The 22894-nt window shown below is 65.9% G+C and carries 24 protein-coding genes and 1 tRNA gene; 16 read left to right on the top strand and 9 right to left on the bottom strand.

Annotated features, from left to right (window positions below; genetic code table 11):
* Both BEMPMBAN_RS28125 and dcd read right to left on the bottom strand, forming a co-directional pair.
* Nucleotides 1–1204 (bottom strand): DUF7159 family protein (locus BEMPMBAN_RS28125; RefSeq protein ID WP_159234774.1); only part of this gene is annotated, 1204 nt, incomplete at its 3' end.
* 229 nt (nucleotides 1205–1433) lie between these two features.
* Entirely contained in the window at nucleotides 1434–2006 is a 573-nt protein-coding gene (gene dcd / locus BEMPMBAN_RS28120) for a dCTP deaminase (protein ID WP_159234773.1), read from the bottom strand.
* Nucleotides 2007–2162: 156 nt separating this feature from the next.
* On the opposite strand from dcd, the gene BEMPMBAN_RS28115 reads away from it, so the two are divergent.
* Nucleotides 2163–2233, top strand: a tRNA-Gly gene (locus BEMPMBAN_RS28115).
* On the opposite strand, the gene BEMPMBAN_RS28110 is transcribed toward BEMPMBAN_RS28115, so the two are convergent.
* Complete coding sequence (locus tag BEMPMBAN_RS28110; RefSeq protein WP_200846145.1) at nucleotides 2225–2941, bottom strand: hypothetical protein; 717 nt, start codon at nucleotides 2939–2941, stop codon at nucleotides 2225–2227. The two genes, BEMPMBAN_RS28115 and BEMPMBAN_RS28110, sit on opposite strands and share 9 nt — an antisense overlap.
* 77 nt (nucleotides 2942–3018) lie before the next feature.
* On the opposite strand from BEMPMBAN_RS28110, the gene BEMPMBAN_RS28105 reads away from it, so the two are divergent.
* Entirely contained in the window at nucleotides 3019–3372 is a 354-nt protein-coding gene (locus tag BEMPMBAN_RS28105) for a nuclear transport factor 2-like protein (protein WP_159234772.1), read from the top strand.
* 2 nt (nucleotides 3373–3374) lie between these two features.
* Nucleotides 3375–4247: an SDR family NAD(P)-dependent oxidoreductase gene (locus BEMPMBAN_RS28100; protein WP_159234771.1), complete on the top strand. Its 873-nt coding sequence runs from the start codon at nucleotides 3375–3377 to the stop codon at nucleotides 4245–4247.
* On the opposite strand, the gene BEMPMBAN_RS28095 is transcribed toward BEMPMBAN_RS28100, so the two are convergent.
* Nucleotides 4222–5109, bottom strand: coding sequence for a MerR family transcriptional regulator (locus tag BEMPMBAN_RS28095; RefSeq protein ID WP_159234770.1), 888 nt, complete (start codon nucleotides 5107–5109; stop codon nucleotides 4222–4224). The two genes, BEMPMBAN_RS28100 and BEMPMBAN_RS28095, sit on opposite strands and share 26 nt — an antisense overlap.
* A gap of 313 nt (nucleotides 5110–5422) precedes the next feature.
* On the opposite strand from BEMPMBAN_RS28095, the gene BEMPMBAN_RS28090 reads away from it, so the two are divergent.
* The 3 genes from BEMPMBAN_RS28090 (at nucleotide 5423) to sodC (ending at nucleotide 9490) form a co-directional block, all read left to right on the top strand.
* The gene (locus BEMPMBAN_RS28090; protein ID WP_159234769.1) at nucleotides 5423–7432 is read left to right on the top strand and encodes a lipocalin family protein; all 2010 of its coding nucleotides are present in this window, start codon (nucleotides 5423–5425) and stop codon (nucleotides 7430–7432) included.
* A gap of 66 nt (nucleotides 7433–7498) precedes the next feature.
* Nucleotides 7499–8560: a GGDEF domain-containing protein gene (locus tag BEMPMBAN_RS28085; RefSeq protein WP_159234768.1), complete on the top strand. Its 1062-nt coding sequence runs from the start codon at nucleotides 7499–7501 to the stop codon at nucleotides 8558–8560.
* 39 nt (nucleotides 8561–8599) lie between these two features.
* Nucleotides 8600–9490 carry a superoxide dismutase[Cu-Zn] gene (sodC, locus tag BEMPMBAN_RS28080; protein ID WP_159234767.1) on the top strand — a complete coding sequence of 297 codons (891 nt, stop codon included), beginning with the start codon at nucleotides 8600–8602 and terminating at the stop codon, nucleotides 9488–9490.
* 142 nt (nucleotides 9491–9632) lie between these two features.
* Here sodC and BEMPMBAN_RS32830 read toward each other — a convergent pair whose 3' ends face one another.
* The gene (locus BEMPMBAN_RS32830; protein ID WP_234897741.1) at nucleotides 9633–9770 is read right to left on the bottom strand and encodes a hypothetical protein; all 138 of its coding nucleotides are present in this window, start codon (nucleotides 9768–9770) and stop codon (nucleotides 9633–9635) included.
* Between BEMPMBAN_RS32830 and BEMPMBAN_RS28075 the strand changes: the two genes are divergently transcribed.
* The 4 genes from BEMPMBAN_RS28075 to BEMPMBAN_RS28060 all read left to right on the top strand — a co-directional run bounded on the left by BEMPMBAN_RS28075 (nucleotide 9703) and on the right by BEMPMBAN_RS28060 (nucleotide 12487).
* Complete coding sequence (locus tag BEMPMBAN_RS28075) at nucleotides 9703–10134, top strand: hypothetical protein (protein ID WP_234897740.1); 432 nt, start codon at nucleotides 9703–9705, stop codon at nucleotides 10132–10134. The two genes, BEMPMBAN_RS32830 and BEMPMBAN_RS28075, sit on opposite strands and share 68 nt — an antisense overlap.
* Entirely contained in the window at nucleotides 10125–10370 is a 246-nt protein-coding gene (locus BEMPMBAN_RS28070) for a molybdopterin-dependent oxidoreductase (RefSeq protein ID WP_337761928.1), read from the top strand. The genes BEMPMBAN_RS28075 and BEMPMBAN_RS28070 overlap by 10 nt, the downstream gene beginning before the upstream one ends.
* Nucleotides 10371–10438: 68 nt before the next feature.
* Complete coding sequence (locus BEMPMBAN_RS28065; RefSeq protein ID WP_159234765.1) at nucleotides 10439–11185, top strand: hypothetical protein; 747 nt, start codon at nucleotides 10439–10441, stop codon at nucleotides 11183–11185.
* A 57-nt stretch (nucleotides 11186–11242) separates the two neighbouring features.
* Complete coding sequence (locus BEMPMBAN_RS28060; RefSeq protein ID WP_159234764.1) at nucleotides 11243–12487, top strand: FAD-dependent oxidoreductase; 1245 nt, start codon at nucleotides 11243–11245, stop codon at nucleotides 12485–12487.
* A 60-nt stretch (nucleotides 12488–12547) separates the two neighbouring features.
* Here BEMPMBAN_RS28060 and BEMPMBAN_RS28055 read toward each other — a convergent pair whose 3' ends face one another.
* Both BEMPMBAN_RS28055 and BEMPMBAN_RS28050 read right to left on the bottom strand, forming a co-directional pair.
* The gene (locus BEMPMBAN_RS28055; protein WP_159234763.1) at nucleotides 12548–13501 is read right to left on the bottom strand and encodes an L-lactate dehydrogenase; all 954 of its coding nucleotides are present in this window, start codon (nucleotides 13499–13501) and stop codon (nucleotides 12548–12550) included.
* A 173-nt stretch (nucleotides 13502–13674) separates the two neighbouring features.
* Nucleotides 13675–15477, bottom strand: a complete 1803-nt coding sequence (locus tag BEMPMBAN_RS28050) for an Hsp70 family protein (protein ID WP_159234762.1) — start codon at nucleotides 15475–15477, stop codon at nucleotides 13675–13677.
* A gap of 186 nt (nucleotides 15478–15663) precedes the next feature.
* Between BEMPMBAN_RS28050 and BEMPMBAN_RS28045 the strand changes: the two genes are divergently transcribed.
* The 5 genes from BEMPMBAN_RS28045 (at nucleotide 15664) to BEMPMBAN_RS28025 (ending at nucleotide 20409) form a co-directional block, all read left to right on the top strand.
* Entirely contained in the window at nucleotides 15664–17004 is a 1341-nt protein-coding gene (locus BEMPMBAN_RS28045) for a recombinase family protein (RefSeq protein ID WP_159234761.1), read from the top strand.
* A gap of 244 nt (nucleotides 17005–17248) precedes the next feature.
* The gene (locus BEMPMBAN_RS28040; RefSeq protein ID WP_234897739.1) at nucleotides 17249–18385 is read left to right on the top strand and encodes a type I restriction endonuclease; all 1137 of its coding nucleotides are present in this window, start codon (nucleotides 17249–17251) and stop codon (nucleotides 18383–18385) included.
* Between the two features lie 295 nt (nucleotides 18386–18680).
* On the top strand, nucleotides 18681–19070 hold the full coding sequence (locus BEMPMBAN_RS28035; protein WP_159234759.1) for a hypothetical protein: 390 nt from the start codon (nucleotides 18681–18683) through the stop codon (nucleotides 19068–19070).
* A 337-nt stretch (nucleotides 19071–19407) separates the two neighbouring features.
* The gene (locus tag BEMPMBAN_RS28030) at nucleotides 19408–20016 is read left to right on the top strand and encodes a Panacea domain-containing protein (protein WP_159234758.1); all 609 of its coding nucleotides are present in this window, start codon (nucleotides 19408–19410) and stop codon (nucleotides 20014–20016) included.
* A 9-nt stretch (nucleotides 20017–20025) separates the two neighbouring features.
* A complete protein-coding gene (locus BEMPMBAN_RS28025; RefSeq protein WP_159234757.1) occupies nucleotides 20026–20409 on the top strand; it encodes a type II toxin-antitoxin system PemK/MazF family toxin in 384 nt (127 codons plus the stop codon).
* A 157-nt stretch (nucleotides 20410–20566) separates the two neighbouring features.
* Here the strand turns inward: BEMPMBAN_RS28025 and BEMPMBAN_RS28020 are convergent, their stop codons facing one another.
* Nucleotides 20567–21223 (bottom strand): hypothetical protein, encoded by a 657-nt coding sequence (locus BEMPMBAN_RS28020; protein ID WP_159234756.1) that lies wholly within the window; start codon nucleotides 21221–21223, stop codon nucleotides 20567–20569.
* Between the two features lie 334 nt (nucleotides 21224–21557).
* Between BEMPMBAN_RS28020 and BEMPMBAN_RS28015 the strand changes: the two genes are divergently transcribed.
* Nucleotides 21558–22016 carry a nuclear transport factor 2 family protein gene (locus BEMPMBAN_RS28015; protein WP_159234755.1) on the top strand — a complete coding sequence of 153 codons (459 nt, stop codon included), beginning with the start codon at nucleotides 21558–21560 and terminating at the stop codon, nucleotides 22014–22016.
* A gap of 3 nt (nucleotides 22017–22019) precedes the next feature.
* Here BEMPMBAN_RS28015 and BEMPMBAN_RS28010 read toward each other — a convergent pair whose 3' ends face one another.
* A complete protein-coding gene (locus BEMPMBAN_RS28010) occupies nucleotides 22020–22691 on the bottom strand; it encodes a L,D-transpeptidase family protein (protein WP_159234754.1) in 672 nt (223 codons plus the stop codon).
* Between the last annotated feature and the right edge of the window lie 203 nt (nucleotides 22692–22894).

Raw genomic sequence — 22894 nt, 5'->3', positions numbered from 1 at the left:
CGGCCGGGGCGGGCGCCGGCGGGGGCGCGGCGGGCGCGGGAGCCTGCTCCACGAACACCGTCCGCGGCGTCTGCACCGGCGCCTGCTGGACCACGGGCACCGGCGGTTTGATCGTCTCGGCCGACGGCGGGTCGACCGGCTGCTGGGCTTCCTGGACCGGCGCCGGCGCCGGAACCTGACTGCTCGGCACGATCACGGCCTCGGCCGGGCTCGGACGTTGGTCGGCGGTCGGCCGGATGCTGACGGCCAGCGAGATGACCAGCGCCACCACCCCGACCACGAAGATCGAGGTCAATGCGCTGCCCACGAGCAGGAACGGCTTGCGCTCCTCCTCGACGGGCCGGGCCTGCGTCTGTGCGTATTCGTCGACCTCGCCGACCATGTCGGCCGCGGGCGCGGCGCCGACCGGCGCCAACTGGGTGTCGGCCCCGGCGAGCCCGGCGTACACCGAGCCGGCGGTGGGACCGTCCGGGTCCTGGGAGTACGCCAGGCCGACGGTGGACGCCTCGAATGCCGGGGCCGCAGCAGAGGCCAGTGCCGCCCCACGGGCCAGCGCCATGTCCGCGTCCTCGGGGGCGTTCACCGGCAGCGCGACGAGGTGTTCGAGGTGGACCTTGACCGAACTGACGTCCACCCCGGAGCCGACGACGAACATGCCCTGCGGCGGCGCTTCCTGAGCGGCGACCGCCTCGGCCATCTCGGTCAGCACGGCCATCGCGTCGGCGCTGTGCAGCGTGCGGCTCAGCACCTTGACGACGGAGCCGTCGTCGGTCTGCACCACCGACAGCGTCGCGGTGTCCCGGTTGACGAACAGCAACGCGGTGGTGTCGTAGCCGACCGCGCGCCCGACCGCCTGCGCCAGCGAGGACGCGGCGTGCCCCTCGGAGACCAGCATGACGTCGTCGATGTCGCGCTCGGCCAGCGCGTCACGCAGCGCGGCGGCCTCGGCATGGTCGCTCCAGGCGACACCGATCGACTTGAGGTGATGACCGCCGGCCTGCGCGCTCTCCCGAGTGCCGAGAACCGCCGCCAGAACTTGCTCGGCGACGCCCTTCGAGCGGCTCGCCGCGGCGTTTGCTGAACCCGCTGCCGAAGCGACGTCGAAGACATCGTGGTCTACCGTGACGCCGTCGGCGTTCTCGCCCTCGACCAGCACCATGCGGACCGTCGTCGGTGTCATCGACACCCCCAGCACGATGTCCACTGACCCTCCAAAAAATGTTTGCTACGCCCGGTTGGTCGCCGCTGCTCATCCAGGCACGACGAGCCGACAACTAGATAGTTCATCGGCCTGACCAGCTGACGCGTTACACCTGATGCAGTTAGCTGACGGCGACGAAAATCTGGCCGGAACGCGACGGCACGGATGCGCGCGAGCGCCGGTGCCTCCCGACCCTACCCGCGTGATCGAGACTCGGCTGTGACCTTCTGGATCAGTTGGATTTGATGAAGTTCTGGTAGGAACGCGACGGCGTGGGACCGCGCTGGTTCTGGTATTTCGAGCCGGCTTTCGCGCTTCCGTACGGATGTTCGGCGGGGCTGGTCAGGCGCAGCAGGCAGAGCTGGCCGATCTTCATGCCGGTCCACAGGGTGATGGGCAGGTTCGCGACGTTGGACAGTTCCAGCGTGATGTGCCCGGAGAACCCCGGATCGATGAACCCGGCCGTGGAGTGGGTGAGCAGACCGAGCCTGCCCAGCGAGGACTTGCCTTCGAGCCGGCCGGCCAGGTCGTCGGGCAGGGTGCAACGCTCCAGCGTCGCCCCGAGCACGAACTCGCCGGGGTGCAGGACGAACGGCTCCCCCTCCTTCGGTTCGACCAGGGAGGTCAGGTCATCCTGGCGTTCCGCGGGGTCGATGTGGGTGTAGCGGGTGTTGTTGAAGACCCGGAAGAGGTTGTCGAGACGGACGTCGACGCTGGAGGGCTGGATCAGGCCGTCGTCGAACGGGTCGATACCGAGCCTGCCGGCCTGGATCTCGGCGCGGATGTCACGGTCGGAGAGCAGCACGGCACGAGCGTAGCGGTCGCGCTCGGTCCGAGCTCTTCCCGAGTGTGCACACAGGACGGGTTTCTCGCCGAATCACCGCCCTGTGTGCACACTAGAAGCCGGGCGGCCTCGACCACGTGGCACCCATGCGTGGTGCTAACCTTCCTGACCAAGCATGCCGATGTAGTTCAATGGCAGAACATCAGCTTCCCAAGCTGAATACGCGGGTTCGATTCCCGTCATCGGCTCCGTGAGACGGCAGTCTGGTCGCTGCTCGACTGACCGGCAGCCTCCTTGTGCTGGTTTCGATTCTCGATGAAGAACGAACCCAGCAGTCCTGCGAGGGCGCCGAACACCACCACCGAGAAGATCGCCAGAACCACGTCCGTCACTTGGGCGAAGCCGTCAGGCTTCCCCAACGGCTCACCGGTGACAGCCCCCAGCGCGGCCGAATGCAGGGCATCCGCATAGCGGGGGTAATCGCTGAACTGGTACAGCAATTGGCTGCTGCCCAGCACCGTGATCGCCACCACCGACCCGAGGCCGGCGAGCCTGCTGCCCAACACCTGCTGTGCGGATCGACTGCCCCGCACCGCACCGGCCAGCACACGACCTGATCTGGTCAACCGTGCGACACGGAGCAGCCGCAGCAGCCGCAGGAACGGCAGCACCAGGAAGATCACCTGCCACCAGTTGCGCCGGAGGAACTTCGTGGTGCTGGGCGCTACCACCAATCGCGCGAGGAACTCGAGTGCGAACACCGCCCACAACAGCCAGCTCAGCACCGCGAGCACCGCCGACAGCGGTCCGGGGCGCGCCAGTTGCTCGCCGAGCACCAGCAGCACGAACACGATGCCGAGCACACCCATGACCGGCGCCAACCGATCCAGAATCTCGTCGGCCCATCGCTCGCGCTGGTCTGCCGGCCGATGCAGCAGTTCCTCAGCGCGCGCCATGTGCTACCGGTACCCCTCACGCGGCAGCGCAACCAACCACTTGACCCTCTCCCTGCGGGAGACCCCACGGTGGCGGCATGACAGAGAACAACAGCGCCACATGGAACACGTTGCCGACCGCGGTGACGACGTACCTGACCGCCCACCGGAGTCGTGATGTCACCACCGCGCTCAGCGCCTTCACCGCCGACGCCGAAGTCACCGACGAGGGCCACACCTTCCGCGGCAGCGAGGCGATCGGGACCTGGTTGGGCAGCGCCGGCAGTGAGTACACCTTCACCACCGAGTTCACCGGCGCCACCACAACCGATGCCACACATGTCGACGTGCTGCAGCGGCTGGAAGGCGACTTCCCGGGCAGGGTGGCCGACCTGCACTACCGGTTCACTCTCGATGGCGAGCTGATCAGCCGCCTGGTGATCGAGCCCTGACCATGACGACGAAGACCTGGTTCATCACCGGAGGCACCCCCGGAGGATTCGGAATGGCCTATGCCGACGCCGCACTGGAGATCGACGACCGGGTGGTGCTCACCGCGCGTCGGCCCGAAGAGCTCGAAACATGGGCCCGGGCCTACGGCGACCGCGTGCTCGTGCTTCCCCTCGACGTCACCGACGCCGAGCAGGTGCAGAACGCTGTTCGCAAGGCCGAGGAGCATTTCGGCAGCATCGACGTCCTGGTGAACAACGCCGGACGCGGTTGGTACGGGTCGATCGAGGGCATGGCCGACGCGGAGGTCCGCGCGATGTTCGAACTGAACTTCTTCGCGCTGCTCTCCGTCATCCGGGCGGCACTACCGGGCATGCGCGCCGGGGGCAGCGGGTGGATCGTCAACATGTCCTCGGTGGCGGGGTTGCGCGGTGTCGCCGGGTTCGGCTACTACAGCGCGACGAAGTTCGCCGTCGAGGCGGTCACCGACCTCCTTCGCGACGAGGTTGCGCCGCTGGGCATCCGGGTGATGGCGGTAGAGCCCGGGGCCTTCCGCACCCGTGCCTACGCCGGCTTCACCGACGAACCCGTGGCCGAATCCATCGCCGACTACCGACCGATGCTGGAGCAGGTCCGAACCGCGATGATCGAGCAGGACGGCGCCCAGCCCGGCGACCCGCAGCGCGGGGTGCGCGCGGTGATCGCTGCCATGGCCGAAGACCCGCCGCCCCGACGGCTGGTGCTGGGCAGCGGCGGGTTCGACACCGTCGTCGCGACCCTCGAAGATTCACTCGCCGACATCCGCGGCCGCGAGGCGCTGTCCCGCGGCGCCGATTTCCCGCCGGCGTCTCTCAGCCCGAGGCAGTCGCCGATCTGATCGGCGACGCTGCGGGCGCCACCGTCACGTGATCGCCGTGATCCGTCCCGCTCAACGGGGCGAGCTGAAACACCGGCCAGCCGATCTCTGTCCGCCACCTCTCCGGCATCTCGGTGTCCCGGGGACCCACCTGATAGATCTCGTGGATCGGTCCGTCGACCGAAAGCGCGTGCGCCACCACCCAGGCGCCGAGCCGTCCGTAGGTTACGTCGAGGTCGTCGTGAGGCCCGGAATGGACGGCGACGGCGAGGTCTGCCGCCGGCAGCTCGATGACCTCGATCCGGCCGGAGGGCCGCGGGGTGCGGACCGGCCGGAAGACGGTCATCACTCCGGCGCCGTGGGCGAACAACTCGTTCGCGTAGCGCCCGCCGGGCGGTCCGGTGCGTTCCTCGAGCGGGTAGGCCGCGTCCAGTTCTGCCATCGCGGAGTCGTACCATTCCAGCGAATCACCAACGCGCACTTGTTCTGTGATCGCAGCAACGGTCCGAGCCGGGACCGACCGCAGCTCGACGTGAACATCGGCCGGGTCCGGATGCAGCAGCCGGCGCAGCGACGTGACGGCAGCCTGGGTGCGGTTCAGCTCGGCCTCGAGGCGGCGAAGGTGGCCGGCGATCACGTCGGCCCGCTTCACCGGGTCATCGGTGGCGAGGATCGACTGGACCTCGGCCAACGGCACATCGAGTCGACGGAGCTGGTGGATGACCTGCGCCGTCGAAATCTGCTCGGGCTCGTAGTAGCGGTAACCCGTGAACGGGTCGACCGTTGCGGGCTCGAGGAGCCCTGCTTCGTGGTACCGCCGCAACGTCCGCACGCTCAGGTGGGTCACCGTGGCGAACTCGCCGATGGTCAGTTGGGAACGCATGCCTTTGCCACACTCCTGCCTGCGGGCGGCCAGCCTTTCCACCACGCAATATATAGCGCTTTGCAGCATCGGCTGACTGCGCTGGGTCAACTATTCGACGGTCAACAGGGGCGGACGGGGTCAGTGAGCCGCCGCTGTACCCCACCGACAAAGCCCGAACCCGCTTGGAAGAGGATTCCGGCCGGACCGGACGCGGTGGTGCGACCGACAGCGAACTCGCCCGCGTCCGAGCCCGGCCCAGCAAAATGACGTCTCGCTGACGTTGCTGACAATTTGCTGTCGTCCGCCGCCGATCCAGGGTTTAATTCCGGCCGTGACGTCGACGCGTTGGGCGCTCTGGTTGGGAACCTTCGGTGCGGGTGCATGCATCGCGCTCGGCGCCGGGCACGGCGTCGCCGCAGCTGACACGGACTCCTCCGACAGCGGCGGATCGCCGAGTGGATCGACAGGACAGGAGTCGTCCCAGACCTCTCGTGATTCGTCGGACAAGCGCGACGACACTAAAGGCGACACTGACGCCGACACCGAAGACGGCACTGAAGACGCCGAGGACACCTCCGCGGATCCTGCATCTGTTCCGTCGTCTGCCAAGCGCTCAGACGAGGCAAAGGAGGAAGCCGAGTCCGACCGGACAATCACGCTGGATCGCGAAGCGGCAGAGAGCGAGGAAGCGGAAGAAGACACCGCGGCGGAAGAAGCCGACACCGCCGCATCTGACCCCGACGCGACCACGACGGTCAAGCGTTCGGCGGCGTCGGAACCGGCTGTCGAATCCGCGATTCCGTCCGCGCACGAGAGTTCGGTCGATACGACGGCGCCCGTGGTCGCCGAACCGGTGGTCGCCCCGGCGAGCACCACGACCCAGACCTCGACGACCGCCGACGCGTCACCCTCATCCGACCCGGTGACGACGGCCGCGCCGGACTCGACGACCGCCGAAGCCGGACCGCTTGCGGCCAGCGCCGGTACGGTGACCGGCGTCCAGACCGGCCGGGCCAAGCTGACCATTCCGGTCGGCACCAACGGCTACACCACGCGCGCGGACTGGTACCTGCCGACCCAGGCCGACGGTTCGGTCTCGGCGACCGGCGTGATGTGGCTGCAGCACGGATTCCTCGGCAACAAACTCTTCGTGTCCGCGCTGGCCCAGAGGCTCTCGCAGCAGACCAACAGCATCGTCGTGGCACCCAACATCTCATCGTTCCCGTTGTCGTGTTCGGCCTGCTGGCTGAACGGCGTGCCGATGCAGCAGGCCGTCGCGAGCATGTTCCTCGCCGACCGGGCGTCACTGAACGCCAGCGCGCTCGCCGCAGGCTTCCAGGGGACGCTGCCGGAGAATTTCATCCTGTCCGGTCAGTCCGCCGGCGGTGGCTTCGCCGCTGCCGCGGGGGGCTACTACGCCACCGACCCCGGCAACGACGACAGCCTGCGCGGCGTCGTGATGTTCGACGGGTTCGCATGGAACGGCGTCGTGACCGACGCCTTGGAGCGCTTGGACACCCTGGACATCCCCGTCTACCAGGTCGCGGCACCGCCTCAACCCTGGAACTCCAACGGCGCCACCACCGCCGAGCTGGTGGCTGCCCGCCCGGGACAGTTCGTCGGCGCCATCCTGGCCGGTGGCTCCCACTACGACTCACTGATCGGCGCCAACCCGCTCATCGACTTCTTCGGCCAGTTGGTCACCGGATTCTCGCCACCCGGAAACACCGAGGCCGTCTATACGCTGGCCACAGGCTGGATCAACGACATGTACCTGGGCCTCGGCCCGTCCGACGGCACCGGCATCTACGGCGCCCCCGACGAGTACATCGTCATGGGCGACACCGCGGCAATCGTCCTCGGACCCCCACCGGTCGTCGACATCGACCGCTACCTCGGCACCTGGTACGAGGTGGGCAGCGTCAAGCAGTTCTTCTCGATCGGCCTGGTGAACACCACTGCGGTGTACAGCCCCAACCCCGACGGGTCGATCAAGGTCGAGAACTCCGGCAACTACTTCTTCAACAACGGCCCGCAGTCGACCATCACCGGCGTCGCGTTGCCCGTCGACTCCACGAACAACAAGCTCAGTGTGCGGTTCTTCGGGTCGGCCTCGGCCAATCCCCCCGGCAACTACTGGATCGTCGACCTCGACCCGGACTATCAGTGGGCCGTCGTCAGTGACCCCACCGGCTTCAGTGGCTTCCTGCTCAGCCGTACCCGCACCGTCTCAGACGCCCTGTACCAGGAGTTGCTGGACCGGGCTTCGGTCAAGGGTGTCAAGGGCCGGATCACCCCGACCCGGCAACCGGCGGCGGCAGAGGCCACCACCGCGGTCTAGCAGGCGCGATCGCCTGTCAGATCGATCAGCGCAGCGGTACCCTCGTCGTCTGGGGGTGCGCTGATTGTGTCGCGGTTACAGCGGTGGTGGCGGGAACCCGACCGATTCGACTGGACCACAGAATTCCTAGCCCAGCGAGGGTTGTTGCGCTCGGCGCAGACCGTGCTGGCCAGCGTTTCCGGGTCAGCGGCGCTGGTGCCGCTGACCTTTCTGGGCAGCCTGCGCTCGCCCCCGGTCACCTTGGTTGCGCTCGGCGTGGTCGGCGCCATCCTCACCGTCGGCATGACGGCGGTGTGGCTCACCCGGTGGCCGACCCGTCGGCAATCCGCGGTGGCCATCGTCACCGGCACGCTGTTCGTGGCGATCTGGAGCCTCTGTCAGCCCACCGCGGCGGTGTCGCTGCTGGCCTGCACAGCCACCGCCGTCACCGGTGGCTACATCGCGTTCTTCCACAGCACCAAGCTGCTGGTGTTCAACTTTGTTGTCGCGGTTGCGATCACAACGACGGCCTCGTGGCGACTGGCCGCCCAGGAGGGCGTGGGGACCGCGGTCGCAGCGTTCTGGCTTATCTTGTTTCTGAATTCGACTGTGCCGGTCGCGATTCGGGGCATGGCGCGAGCGATGGGCGCCTACGCCATGCGCTCGGACGCCGATCCGCTCACCGGGCTGCTCAATCGTCGCGGGTTCGCCGACCGGGTCTTCCGTCAGATCCGCACTAGCCAAGACGCCGAGGGACATCTGGCCCTCGTGATGGTCGATCTCGACGACTTCAAGCGCGTCAACGACACCCACGGGCACGCCGCCGGCGACCGCGCGTTGACGGCGGTGGCCGAGCTACTGAGGCAGCACAGCCCGTCGAACGCCGCGATCTGCCGTGCGGGCGGCGAGGAGTTCCTGATCGCCGTGAGCACCGACCCCGGCCACACCGACCCGCTGGCCGCGCAGCTGTGTGCGGCCATCGCCGCCCTCCCCCACGAGGTGACGGCCAGCATCGGCATCAGCACGATGCCGCTCGAGACGCTGCGCAGCCGGGACACCGGGCCGCGGCTCGACGACCTCATCGCGGCTGCGGACGCAGCCATGTATGCCGCCAAGCGCAACGGCGGCAACCAGGTGAAACACCAGTAACCGCCCGACAGTGCGGTGCCGAGGTTTTACCGTGGAGTGATGTTCAAGCCCGTCACCTTCGCCATGCTCCTGGCCACCCCCGCCCTGCTGCTGACCGCGTGCGGTTCCGACGACTCCGCCGGCGAAGAGACGCCCACGGCGGCCACGAGCGAGCCGGGAGGGCCGCCGCCGGGTGCCGAACGGCTGACCGCGCAGCTCGCCACCGCCGACGGCACCGAGGTCGCCAACGCCACGTTCGACTTCGCCGACGGCTTCGCCACCGTCACCGTGGAAACCGTGGCCCCCGACATCTTGTCGCCCGGGTTCCACGGCATGCACATCCACTCCGTGGGCCGGTGTGAGCCCGACTCGGAACCTCCCGGTGGCGGGCAGCGCGGAGACTTCCTCTCGGCAGGCGGTCACTTCCAGGCCCCCGGACACAGCGGCCATCCCGCAAGCGGTGACCTGACGTCGCTGGAGGTGCGTTCCGACGGATCCGCGAGGCTGGTGACCACCACCGACGCGTTCACCGCCGATGAGCTATTGGCCGGCGAGAAGACCGCGCTGATGATTCACGAGGGCTCGGACAACTTTGCCAACATCCCGCCGCGCTACACCATCGACGGCACACCCGGCCCTGATGAGGAAACGCTGGCCACCGGCGACGCCGGTGGCCGGGTGGCGTGCGGCGTCATCGCCGCTGCCGCCGTAGCGACGACAACAACGACGACGATGACTGAGACCACCAGCCTGTCGCCGACCACCGAGACCGAGACCACTGTGGTTGTCCCACCACCGGCGACCACAGACACCGAGACCGAGACCGTGACCCCCACGACGACCACCCCGCCGCAGGTTCCCAGTCCACCGCCGGTCCCGGAAATCCCCGACGTCCCTGACGTGCCTGCGGTGCCGAACGTCCCCAACGTGCCGGGGCCCGGCAACCCGTAGGACGAGGTACCGCGATCCGGCGGGGCTCGGTCACCCGCGGTCGCGCCGCTACATCCACCCCGTCCTACCCCAAACAATGACGCCGCGGCGAAAACCGAACGCGCCTCACGGGGGAGCAATGATGCTGAGCGCATGCTCAGCATCACAGAGTCCTCAGCATGACAGAGTCGACGTCCCCGGGAATCTGCCGCATCTGCTCCGCCCACTGCGGGGTGCTCGCCACCGTCACCGACGGCAAGCTGACCAAGGTCACCGGCGACCCGGACAACCCGATGTTCAAGGGGTACACCTGCACGAAGGGCCGGGCGCTGCCGCAGATCCACAACAACCCGGCGCGACTGCTGCACAGCCAGAAGCGGCAGCCCGACGGGACCTACGCCCCCCGTCGGGAGCGGAACGGCGATGGACGAGATCGCGGACCGTCTGCAGGAACTGATCGACCGGCACGGGCCGCGCTCGGTGGCGATGTACCTGGGCACCAACGGCCTTCCCTATCCGGCGAGCCCACTGACGGCCAATGCGTTCCTGCGCGGGATCGAATCGCCGATGTTCTTCACCGCCAACACCATCGACCAACCCGGCAAGCAGATCGCAGAACTTCACGCTGCGCGTCGGCGGGCTCGTGGAGAATCCCGTGGTTCTGACCTACGACCAATTGAAGGCGATGCCCAAGCAAGAGCAGATCACTCAGCACTACTGCATTCAGGGCTGGTCAGGTATCGCCAAGTGGGGAGGTGTGCCGATGAAAGCCGTCCTCGACATCGTTCGCCCTCTGCCGGAGGCGAAGTGGGTGATCTTATACACCTTCGCGCACCTGGGTGCCGGTCAAGGCGGCTACAACGAAGACCACGAGTTCTACGGCTACCGCGAATCAATCTAGGTGCACCGTGTGGTGACCTCCAGTGAGCCTGGAGTTTGGGGAGTGCCCGAAGCGGACATCATGGGACAGTGAGCCTGCTACCGACCCCCGATGTACCCCTTGATGACGCCGCCGTCGAGGAGGCGTTGCGGCGTGCGGTGCAGGTCATCAACCCCCTGCTGGACGTGTTGTGGGGAACCGATCCGCTGGGCCTCAAGCGTCGGCGCAGCGACGGAGATGACGGACCGCTCGACAAGGTCAGCGGCGGGATCGCGTGTGCTCTCAACGCCGCCGATGTCCCCGGCACAACGGCCTGGGACGACATGGACACCGATGCCCGGATCAGCTGGTGGGTGCGCCGCGTCGGAGCGTTGAACACGGTGGCGGTGGCCTTCCCCGGAGTACTCGGCGTCGTGGGGCGCCAACTGCCGATCCAGGATCTGCTCGGGTTCGCCAACCAGGCGATAGTGCTGTGCGCGGTGGCGCGCGAATTGGGCGTGTCAGACCGCCGGGCGCAGGTCCGCATGCTGGCCGCGGTGCTGTGCGATCGAGACCTGCCCGAGGTGAAGGACGACACCGACGCGGAACTCCCGTCAGAGGAGATCTCCCGCTCCCCGCTCGGCATCGCCAAAGCGCTGTGGAAGCTGGTGGGTCTGCTCGACGCCGTCGGCGCCGAACTCGCCAAACGCCCCCACCCCCGGGCGCCGTACCGGTACCTGGGCATGCTGCCCGCGGTCGGCGCGGTCGCCGCCTACTTCGGCGAGAGGGGTGCGCTTGTGCGCGCGGCAAAAGCCGGACAGCAGTGGATCGATCGGCACCCGCGCCAGCGGGCCTGACCTCCCTGATTACACAAACCGGATTCCCATCGCTGCACGATCAGCCACCATGGTGAGGTGAGCGAGAAGACCACCTGCGCCGTCGTCGGCGGGGGCCCGGCCGGGATGGTGCTCGGACTGCTGCTGGCGCGCGCCGGTGTCGACGTGACCGTGTTGGAGCAACACGCCGACTTCCTTCGCGACTTCCGCGGTGACACAGTGCATCCCACCACTCTGCGGCTCATCGACGAGCTCGGGTTGTGGCCGCAGTTCGCCGCGCTGCCACACAGCCGGCTCGAGAAGGGCACGTTCGAGGTCAGCCCCGGGCACTCCGTCACGTTGGTCGACTTCTCGCGGCTGCGCCAGCCGCATCCGTACGTGGCGATGGTGCCCCAGTGGGACCTGCTCAACCTGCTGGCAGAGGCCGGCAAGGCCGAGCCCGGCTTCACACTTCGGATGAGCACCGAGGTGACCGGGCTGCTCCGCGACAACGGCCGCGACAACGGCCGCGTCGTCGGCGTCCGGTACCAGGGACCGGACGGCGCAGGAGAGCTTCTCGCCGACCTCACCGTCGGATGCGACGGGCGTGGATCGGTGGTCCGTGGCGACGCCGGGTTCCGCGTGCAGGAGTGGCCGGTCAGCTTCGACGTGTGGTGGTTCCGGCTGCCACGCCGGCAGAGCGACCAGCACTACACGCTGTTCCCGCGGCTCGCTCCCGGGAAGGCGATGATCGTGATTCCCCGCGAGGGCTACCTGCAGATCGCCTTGCTCATCCCGAAGGGGTCGGATGCCCGGCAGCGGGCCCGCGGGCTCGCCGCGTTCCACACCGATGTCCTCGACCTGCTCCCCGAGGCCGGCGACACGGTCGAGTCGGTCACCTCGCTCGACGACGTCAAGCACCTCGACGTGCGGCTGAATCGGTTGCGCCACTGGCATACCGACGGGCTGCTCTGCATCGGCGATGCGGCCCACGCCATGTCGCCGGCCGGTGGCATCGGGATCAACGTGGCCGTCCAGGACGGGGTGGCGGCGGCTCGGCTTTTGGCCGGGCCGTTGTTGCGCGGTGAAGTGACCGGCCGCGATCTGGCCGCGGTACGGCGACGCCGCATCGTGCCCACCGCGGTGACCCAAGCGCTGCAACGCCAGATCGACAAGCGACTGCTCGGGCCGATCGTGAGCGGCGAGGGCGGCGCAGGCCTGCCGAAAACGCTGGTATGGCTCGTCGAACGGGTGCCGTGGCTTGCCGTCATCCCCGGCTTCCTGGTCGGGGTCGGTATCCGGCCCGAACGCGCACCCGCGTTCGCCCGGAGGGCACCCACGTAGGGGCGAACACCGGCGACGTGCTGCGCATCGACGGCGGTTATCTCAAGTTCTGACTGGGGCTCACAGCCCGAGAGACTCCTGCACCCTGCACAGTGTGGACGCCGACGCCTGCAGACCGAGCAGTTCGGGCACCGACAACGGCACCTCGAGCACCTGACCGGCACCCTGCGCCGAGATGACCGTCGGCAGAGACAACGCGACCCCGCCGATCTCATAGGCGCCCTGCTGCACCGTGGAGACCGGAAGCACCCGATGCTGGTCACCGAGGACCGCCTCGACGATGCGAGCCGTCGACAACCCGATCGCCAGGTTGGTCGCACCCTTTCCGGCGATGATCTCGTAGGCGGCGTTGATCACCTCCGCCGAGATGGCTTTGCGCGTGTCCTCGTCGAAAACCAGCACCCCGTCGCGCCGGAACTGGTCGGCAGGAACCCCTCCGATGGACACGCTCGACCACAGCGAGATCTCCGAGTCACCGTGCTCGCCGACGATGAAGCCGTGCACATTGCCGACGGCGAGATCGGCCCGTTCGGCGATCAGGTAGCGGAACCGACTGGAGTCCAACACAGTTCCGGACCCGAAGATTTTACCGGGCGCCGCGTGGGCGACCTGCGTCGCGGCGAGCGTGACGATGTCGACCGGGTTCGTGACGAACACGATGACCGCGTCCGGGGACTGTTCGAGCAGTCTCGGGGTCAGCGAACTCGCCATCGCGACGTTTGCCGCGGCAAGATCCAACCGGTTCTGGCCCGGCTTCTGTTTGGCTCCCGCGGTCACGATGACGACCGCCGAACCCGCGGTCACCGTGATGTCGTCGGAACCGGTGATCCTGCAGTGCGGCACGAACTGACTGCCATGGTTGAGGTCGAGCACTTCGGCCCGCACCTTGCCGGCGTTGAGGTCATAGAGCGCAAGTGACCCAGCAGAACCCCGGATCAGGCATGCGTAGGCGATCGCGGTGCCGACGCTTCCCATACCGACGACGGAAACCTTGGTGTTCTGTGGGACCGGCATCCACCCATTGTGTCCCGAGCGCAAGAAAATCGGCCCGATCGGCTGTCCCCTCCTCAGCCGATCGAACCGATGTGCCGAACATATGCCCGGAAAGCGCGCAGGGGAATCGGGGGAATCCCTATACCTCAAACTCTGACCCGGTCGTCAATTGCCGGCGCCCGGTCGCGGGGCTGCTATGAGCCGTCCGGAACCGGGATCGGAACGGGTACCGGGACGAACGGGATATCGAGATACGTCGTGGTCATCGGGGTCGTCGGCGGCGGTGTGGTCGGCGCCGTCGTGGTCGGCGGCGGCGTCGTCGGCGGCGGCGTCGTCGGCGTCGTCACCGCTGTCGTCGTCAACGTGGTGGTCGTTGTCGGTGGTGTGGTGGTCGTCGTCGTGGGTGTGGTCGTCGTGGTGGTCGTCGTCGTGGTGGTCGTGGTCGTCGTGGTCGTGGGCGGCGTCGTGGTGGGCACGGTGGTCGTGGGCACGACGACGGGCGGAGGGACGTCGGCCGTCGGTTGCGGCGGCGGCTGGACGGGTTCGATGGTGACCGGGGGGACTTCTTCGGGGGGTTGCGACGGGGTGAACGCGCTGCTCAGCGGAGCGGTCCCGGGTCGCGGTTGCTCTCGGTCGGCGTTGTCGACGCTGGTCAGCGCGATCGCGACACCGCCCACGGCGACCAGGGCGATGGCCGCCGCGATTCCGAACACCGACATCGGCAGCCGCTGCCAAGGCTTGTCGTCGTCGTGCGCCGCGGGTTCGGGCTGGTAGGTGTCAGTGGGTTCGTATGCCTCGGGAGGGACGTAGAAGTCCTCACCGGAGTACGGGACGACATCGTCGTCGGAGGCGTCGTCCTGCGACCACGCCAACGCACCCAGCGTCGCCGACTCGGCATCCTGGGCCGGCGGGCCGGCAACAGGTACCGCCGCCGGTGCGACCCAGGTGGCGGTGTCCGCGCCGCGCCCGTACGCGGCGAACAGTGCGGCGCCCACCCCGGCGTCGAGAGCGGGCTGCGCGGTCGCGACCACTCTGGCCTGCGACCGCTCCGAAAGTCGCTGCACGATCAGCGGAATGCTGGCTCCGCCGCCGACGAGGGCCACCGTGGAGACACTGCTCCACGTGATGTTGTTGCGCGCCAACATGTCTTCGATCGCACCGACCACCCGGTCGAGCGGCCGGGTGATCAGCTCCTCGAGTTCGGCCCGCGTCACCCGGATGTCACCGCGGTAGCCGGGTAACTCGACGGTCAGCTCGGTGACGGTGTCGCGCGACAGTTGCTCCTTGGCGGTGCGGCACTGCTCGCGCAACACCGCGAGTGAACCGACTGCGGCGGTCTGGCCGGGATCGACATCACCACCGCCACCGGCGATGCCGTCCAGCACATGGCTCAACAACGCCTGGTCTATCTGGTCGCCTGCGAAGTCGGGGATCCTCTCGGTGCGCCCGATCACGTCGAACGCCGACGCCGCATCGGCAAGGGTGACGCTGGTACCGCCGCCACCGAAGTCCAGCAAGGCCACCGTGCCCCGCCGGTCCAGACCGGGGCTGGCGTTCAGCGCGGTCAGTGCGGCCACCGCGTCCGGGACCAACCGCGGCGGCACCCCGCCAGGAGCCAGGATCTCGCTGGCCACCACGGTGGACTGCAGCGCACCCGACATCGCCGGGCTCCAGTAGGAGGGCACCGCGATCGCGACGTCCGAGGGCCGCTGCCGGGTCGCGAGGCCTGCCATCGATTCCAGCGCCTCGACCAGCAGCTGTTCGGCGGGGTAGCGGTTCCCGTCGGCGGCCACCAGCGGAACCGGATCACCGACGCGGTCGACGAACCCGGACAGCACGACGCCGGCGGGATCGTTCCCCGCGGCGCCGACCTCGGGCGGTGCGTGGCCGAACAGGGTCAACACCGACCGTCGGATCACCGGTTGACGTCCGACGCTCGCGGCGACGAGGTTGGTCGTCCCGATGGACAATCCCAACGGAGTAGATTGCTCAACCATGCTAGGACTCAAAATTCTCGGCGCGGTGCGGTTGTCGCGGATGACCGACGAGTCGACATCTCCGGTACGGCAGCGGGAGCGGATCGAATGGTGGGCACAGGGCCACGATGCCACGGTGGTCGCGATAACCGAGGATCTGGACATCTCCGGCGCGGTTGACCCGTTCCGACGGGAGGCATTGGGCAAATGGCTCAGCGACACTCCCCGCAGCCCTGGGACGTGCTGGTCGCCTGGAAGCTCGACCGGATCTCTCGGTCGTCGATGGACACCGAGACCCTGTTGCGCTGGTGTCTGGACCGTGGCAAGCGCATCGTCTGCGTGGACGACGGGATCGACACCGATACCCAGATGGGCCAGGTATGGGTCAAGCTGGCGTCGATCTTCGCCGAGGTCGAGCGCAACGCGATCCGGGAGCGGGTTGTCCAGGCCCGAAAGAAGCTCCGGTCCGACAGCCGATGGGGCGGCGAGACAGTTCACTACGGGCTCAAGCCCGAGAAGCTGCCCGGAGGCGGCTACCGGTTGGTCCACGACGCCGAGGCGGTCCAGGTGATCCGCCGCGTCGTCGCCGACGTGATGCGCGGCGACTCTGTCCAGTCCATCGCCGACAAGCTCACCGCCGAGGGCGTGCCGTCGGCCCGCGACCGGCAACGGCAACTCCAAGGCAAACCCGCCACAGGCGCGGCGTGCGAGAACCACGAGGATGTCTCGCGGGAGTGCCCGGACTGCCGTCCGAGCGCGTGGAGCACCACGACGCTGCACCGGCTGCTGGAGTCCAAGACACTGCTCGGCTATACGGTCCATCAGGGCAACGCTGATCCCGGCGTGATGAAGTCCGAGCCGATCCTGACAGCGTCCGAGTTCCGTTCGCTCCAGGTGGTTTTGGAAGAGCGTAAGAAGCCGAAACAGACGAACCGAACCGGCAACGCGAGTCCGTTGCTCGGGATCGCGGTCTGCCACGAGTGCGGCAGCGCGATGCACCAGAAGTCTCAGCTAGCCAAAGGCAAGCGATACCGGTACTACTACTGCCCGGAGCGGCACGGCTGTCAGATTCCCGCTGATTGGCTTGAAACGGTGATGGAAGAGACGTTTCTAGACGAGCTGGGCGACGTGGAGGTCCACGAGCCTGTAGTGGTCCCCGCGTCGGATCACACCGACGAGCTGGAGTCAGCCAAGATGCAGTTGGAGGCGGTTACCGGCGCGATGCGGCGCGCATCGTCGCAGGCCGTATTGGAGACGCTCGCCGAGCAGGTCGCCGATCTGGATGTTCGTATCACCGAGCTGGAGGCGCTGCCGGTTCAACCGGCGAGGACCGAACACGTCCCGACCGGGCGCACCTACCGAGATGACTGGGACGCTGATCCGGCTGGCCGCAGGCGTCTGCTCCTGGACGCGGGCATCCGGTACCAGGTGTTGCTGGAGGGCAGAACTAGGACCCAGGGCGGTTCGCTCCGGGGCAAGCTGCTCGTCCCGGCTGACATCCAGCAGCGGATGCGCGGCGGTATGAATGCAGTGGGAAACCCAGCATGATCGCGCTCTCGTCATTCGTCTGGCTCGGCGCATAGCGCGATGACGCTGGTGACGAGCAGGATGGCACGGTGCCAGTCAACGACGTAACGCGGTCGTCGACCGAAGGACCATTGCAATGTTTGCCGCTATTGCGAACACAGGCCCTTCAGTTGGCTGGCTGGTCTAGGGTGCTTCGCAATGGCCTAGCTGGGGCGGCAGGCCGCTGTTGGAGGGGGTCCTCTTGGCGTTCTCAGACGGACTGAGCGTGCTTGCCAACAAGATCCGGAGTATGCGGGGCTGGGTTGAGACCGAGGAGGCGACCAAGAACGCGTTCATCATGCCGTTCATATCCAACGTACTCGGCTACGACGTGTTCAATCCCTCCGAGGTCGTGCCGGAGTTCATCGCCGACGTGGGCGTGAAGCGAGGCGAAAAGGTCGATTACGCGATCCTGAAGGACGGCGCAATACAGATCTTGATCGAGTGCAAGAAGATCGGTGATCCCCTCGATCTGAAGTACGCATCTCAGCTCTTCAGGTACTTCAGCGTGACGTCTGCACGCATCGCGATCCTGACGAATGGCCAGGAGTACCACGTCTATACCGACGGGGATCTGCCCAACAAGATGGACGACAAGCCATTCTTGGTCTTCGACCTGCTCGATATCGATCGGACGCTGGTTCCCGAGATCCAGAAGCTCTCCAAGGAGACGTTCGACCTCGACTCGGTGATCAGCGCCGCGCAAGAACTGAAGTACATCGGTGGCATCCGACGCATCATCGCTAGCCAGGTGAAGGAACCGTCAGATGAATGGGTTCGCTTCTTCGTATCCCGTGTGTACGACGGTAGATCTACACAGCGAATCGTCGACCAATTCCGGCCGCTCGTCGCGAAGGCGCTGAATCAGTACGTAGGCGATCAGGTCAACAGTCGGCTGAAAACTGCTCTCGGTGACGACGACACGACCGCTGCCGACACCACCGTCGCGGCTGAGACATCGCCGTCGCCCGGGACCGCCACCGAAGCGCCTTCAACGGCGCCGGCGACGGCGGCGCAGGCGACAGACTCGGATGTCGTGACTACCGAAGAGGAGCTTGAAGGGTTCAACATCGTGCGCGCCATCGCTGTATCTGAGGTTGCGCCAGAGCGTGTTGTGCACCGCGACGCGAAGGCGTATATGGCGATCTTGCTGGACGACAACAACCGCAAGCCGATCGTTCGTCTGAATCTAAATGGCAAGAGCGTCAAGTACGTAACCACGTTCGAACACGGTAAGGATGGCACGCGGCGAGACATCGAATCAGTGGTGGATATCTACAAAGTCGCCGCAGAACCGATTCGCCAGGCAATCCGCCAATACGAAGCGGGTCCTGAGTCCGCAAATCAACCCGGCATCGTTTGACGTCAATTCCCAGTGGTGCTGATATGCGCCTCTTGGACTTCGCCAATGGTCTTGTCGAGTTCGGCACGCCATCGTTTCGTGTTTGGGCTCGATCAGCGCTTCGGTCCTAGCGAGGTCGACCCGAGTGCAACGCTCTCGGGGGGGCTCGTCAATCTACGGTTTGCACAAGCCGGGTGCTGGCGCACCTGTCGCGTCGACACAGAACGGCTCGTTCCACCCCAGCGGCTGCATCATCCCCTGCATGTACCCCGTCTGATGGAAGTAGCTGCCATAAAGGCCAGAAAGGGGCCGGATCATGCCCGAAACAGACGAAGTCAAGCCCGCCATCCCGAAGTACCCGCCGGGCCTGCGGGCGCGCGGCAAGCGGCTATGGCGCGAGCTGCACACCACCGGCGACTTCTCCGGCTGCCCGGAGACGCAGACCGTCGCCGAGGAAGCGTGTTACCTCACCGACGAGATCGCGCGGCTACGCCGAATCGTCCGTGCGGCAGGCGCGGACACCCGAGTCACCGGCTACAACGGTCAGCCCGTGTCGATGCCCGAAGCTGACGACCTGCGGAAGAACCAGACGATCCTGTTGTCGATGCTGAAGTCGCTGCGGATGCCCGACGACGAAGACGGCAAGCTGACTCGCAGCCAGGTCGGCAAGAGGGGCGCACAAGCCCGCTGGGGTGATCGGCGGTGAGGGCACCTAAGCGACGGCTGCCGAAGACCGAACCGACCGAGCACCAAGGTCCAACCGTCGCGGACTACTTCAAGGAGGCACTCGGCTGGGAACCGAGTCAGCGACCGTTCCACACGAGCGCAAAACGCGAGTGCCGCGGCTGCCACGTGATCAAGCCCGGCAGCGCGTTCGACGTACCGATCACGCCGGGCCGACCGGACCGCAATCTCTGCCGAGAGTGCGAAGCAGTCCGCCTGCCGACTGGCCGCCTGTGAGGTGTATCGAGCGCGTCTGGAACAGATGTCAGTGGCCAGTAGTTACACTGATGTCATGGCGCAGGTGTCTCGGGGGTGATGTCGTGAGCGCTCGGCCGGTGGACGCTGCTCGATGGTTGATTGCCGTCGCAAAAGATGCGGGCCGTCCACTTACCAATTTCCAGGTGCAAAAGTTGCTCTACTACGCACATGGCGAATACCTGAGCAAATATGGAGAACCACTTTTTGCGGACGGTTTTCAAGCGTGGGACCACGGACCGGTTTGTCCGCCCGTCTATCGGGCTTTCAGCGATTTCGGCTCTGATCCGATCGTCAACGTCCCCGCCGACAGGGAACGAATGGCTTCGAAGATCGACCCAGCCGAGCTTGCGGCACTGGAACGGGCATGGGCGGACTACGGCGACTGGTCCATCTCCGAATTGTGGGATGACGTCCACCGACCTGAGAGCCCCTGGGAGGGGGTGTACGTGGCCGGGAAGGACAACACCACTATTAGTGACCAGTCGATCAGGGAGTACTTCACCGATCTACAGTCGCCAAGGCTCCGTCGTTCCATGAATCGGCTACGGAAGCGCCGTGATGAACGTGGCGACCTTCCCGGGGAGACCATTATTGGTGACGCGGGACTTGCTAAAGAGATTGAGGCATGGCGTGAACTCCGCGCCGCCGGAACTCACGGCCTACTGGGATAGCGCGCATTCGTGGACCTGAGTTCCATCCAGTACAGAGGTGTGTACAAAGTTCGAGACGATGACCTGCGCCTGCACCCCGATCCCGATAGCAGGCAGGCCACGACGAAAGCGCGGTTCTTTGTCGTGCTGAGCAACCGCACGGTCTGTCAAAGCCCCAAATGGGCGTATGTCGTCGGGTGTCCGACGTCTACCGATCCGCACCTCGTGACGGATTTCTGCGTAGACGCACCACGTGGCAGCGGCAACCTTCCTCAGGACTGTTGGATTAGAGTGCCGGCGGTTCAACCGCTCGACAAATCTGTGCTCTTCCGAGGTGACTTTCTTGGCGAGCTCAAGGGCGAGCCGCGTCTACGCCTGGAGGAGAAAATGGCTGAGATGATGGGTCTGTTGTAGTCATTCAACGATGTAGTCGGTGTCCGTAAGTCCCTGGGCCGCATCGTAATAGGCCTATCGAACAGCGTCGGCGCATCGGCAGTCGACCGCCTTCGCTCGGCTCAGCCCCGCAGGTGCTTTTCATAACTCGAACACAACGCTTACCGAGTACTTCTCTTCACTCGAAAAACACGGTGCGGCGCACCTTGAGCATTGCGACTTGGATGGTTTTCTTGGGCTGAGGCATTTCTGCGATGTCCTCGATCATCTGCTTGTAGAACTCCGACGGAGCATTACGCACTGTCAACTCCAATTGCTGCATCGAGCGAGTTTGATCCTTGAATCGACAACGGTAATCGAACTCTGCTTGACCATCATAGAGTATCTGCACCACTTCGAAGTCGCCTGGATTAAACAATTTTGGCTTGATCTCTATGTATTCAGCGGAAAGTACGGGATCGGGGCATCCGGTGGTCCCGCCTACGATGACGGCATACTTTACTTCCACCTGAGCTCCATGAAGCACGCGTATCGGCACGTCATAATCGGTATCCAGAATCGAGGTATTGCCGGTGTTGGCGAACATGATCATGCTCACTCGTGGATTGTCCACTTTTTCGTCGCCGAACATGACCTTCAACCCATCAATTGTTATACCGGGGGGTGGAATGGCGACTTGCTCCATAATGAAGTAGTCGATGATTTTACTTCTTTTGTTCTTATTATAAATCGCAATTGTTACGGTGACCGTCACGATGATCCCACAAATCGCTATTGCCCCTGTTGCTACCCAAGGATGCGAATCCGCGAACGTGAGCACATCATTTACCCCCATGGCTGAATGGTAGTTGATCGGCTCCAAAGTGCACGGGTGCTTAGTTAACCAGCGGTCGCACGCGTGGCTGAGGTTCCCTGAGGAGGCCCAGCAGGCGCGCATCAGCACACTCGGGTGTGCCATGAGAATCGCGCGGTCGTGACGCCGGGCGCGTGGCCACGCGGGCGGTAGCCTCCGCTTTTATTGCACGGAGAGTCTTGTGTTAAGCAATAGCCACCGATGGACAACCCGAGAGGTTCGCTCATGACCCAGGCCACGATAGCGCCACAACCGATGACGACCGCTCAGACACTCTGCGCTATGCCGCGGTGCCGCGGTGTGCTGCAATGTCGCCATGGGTGACATCGATGACATCAAGCAGGTCAAGTACCGGTATCTCCGCGCTCTCGACACCAAACACTGGGACGAGTTCGCCGACACCCTCACCGAGGACGTCGTCGGCCGGTACGGCGAATCGATCGGCGAGGAACACCATTTCACCAACCGCGACGAACTCGTGGGCTTCATGCGCAATTCGCTGGGACCCGAGATTCTGACCGAGCATCGCGTCAACCACCCCGAGATCAACGTCGACGGCGACGAGGCCACGGCCACCTGGTATCTGCAGGACCGGGTGATCGCGCCGGACTTCAACTTCATGCTGATCGGCGCGGGTTTCTACCACGACAGGTACCGCAGAACCGATGCCGGTTGGAAGATCTGCGAGACCGGATACGACCGCACCTACGACGCTTCGATGTCGCTGGAGGCGTTGAACTTCAAGGTCAAGGCGGGCCGCGCGCTCAACCTGTGAGTCTCATTCGGTGACCGCGATCATCGCTCCCGGCCGCAGCCACCGCATGATCGTCACCAACTTCACGTCGTCGATCGCCACGCACCCGGCGGTAGCTCCACCGTCGGTGCTGTGTACGAAGAACGCCCCGCCCTTGCCCGGGACCCGCGCCTTGTTGACGCCCATCACCACCGCGTGAGCGTACTGCGGGATCTGCAGGTTCTCGGTGCCCGCGCTCAGTGACGTGTTGAACGGGCACTCGTCCTTCTTGCACACCTGCATGGTGTTGTAGGTCGGGCTTTCCATGTCGCCGTCCCACCAGTGGTCCGGGCCCACTTGGACGTATTGCAGGCCACCACCGGGGTTGGGTTCGGTGCCGAACGCGAAGTCGAGCGTGTAGATCCCCTTCGGCGTCATCATCGACCCGTCGAAGTGGTTGGGCGACATACCCTTTGCGCCGATCTTGGCCGGGATGCCGACACCGCCGTCCACCGGTTGCCAGCCGGCGGCGGTGCGCTGCCACACGTCCATCTTCGCGTCCGAACCGCCCACCCCCGTGACGGACAGCACCTGGGTGGCGCCTCCGACGGAGCGGGCGAACCACGGCGTGAACTCCGCCGCCGCATGGGGCGCGGCCACCGACGTCAGGACTGCACAGACCGCCGACGCGCACAGCAAGATCAGCGATCGGCGCATCGCCCCATTCTGGTGGACCGCAGTCGTATCCCCGATAAAGCTTCGGACACGATCCGGTTGCGCCGCCGGTGCACGAGTTCGACCGGCGGCGGAAGTTTGTCGGTGGTCGAATGTATGTTCGAGCTATGTCGGGGACGGAATTGCGGGAGGCGGTGTCGGCGTTGCGGGCTGCCTTTGATGCGGTGGCCGCTTGCGATGTTGAC

It is taken from the genome of Mycolicibacterium austroafricanum, assembly GCF_902705885.1.
Taxonomy (GTDB): Bacteria; Actinomycetota; Actinomycetes; order Mycobacteriales; family Mycobacteriaceae; genus Mycobacterium; species Mycobacterium vanbaalenii_A.
Note: the sequence above shows the minus strand (reverse complement) of the source record. Positions and strands in the feature narration are given on the sequence as shown.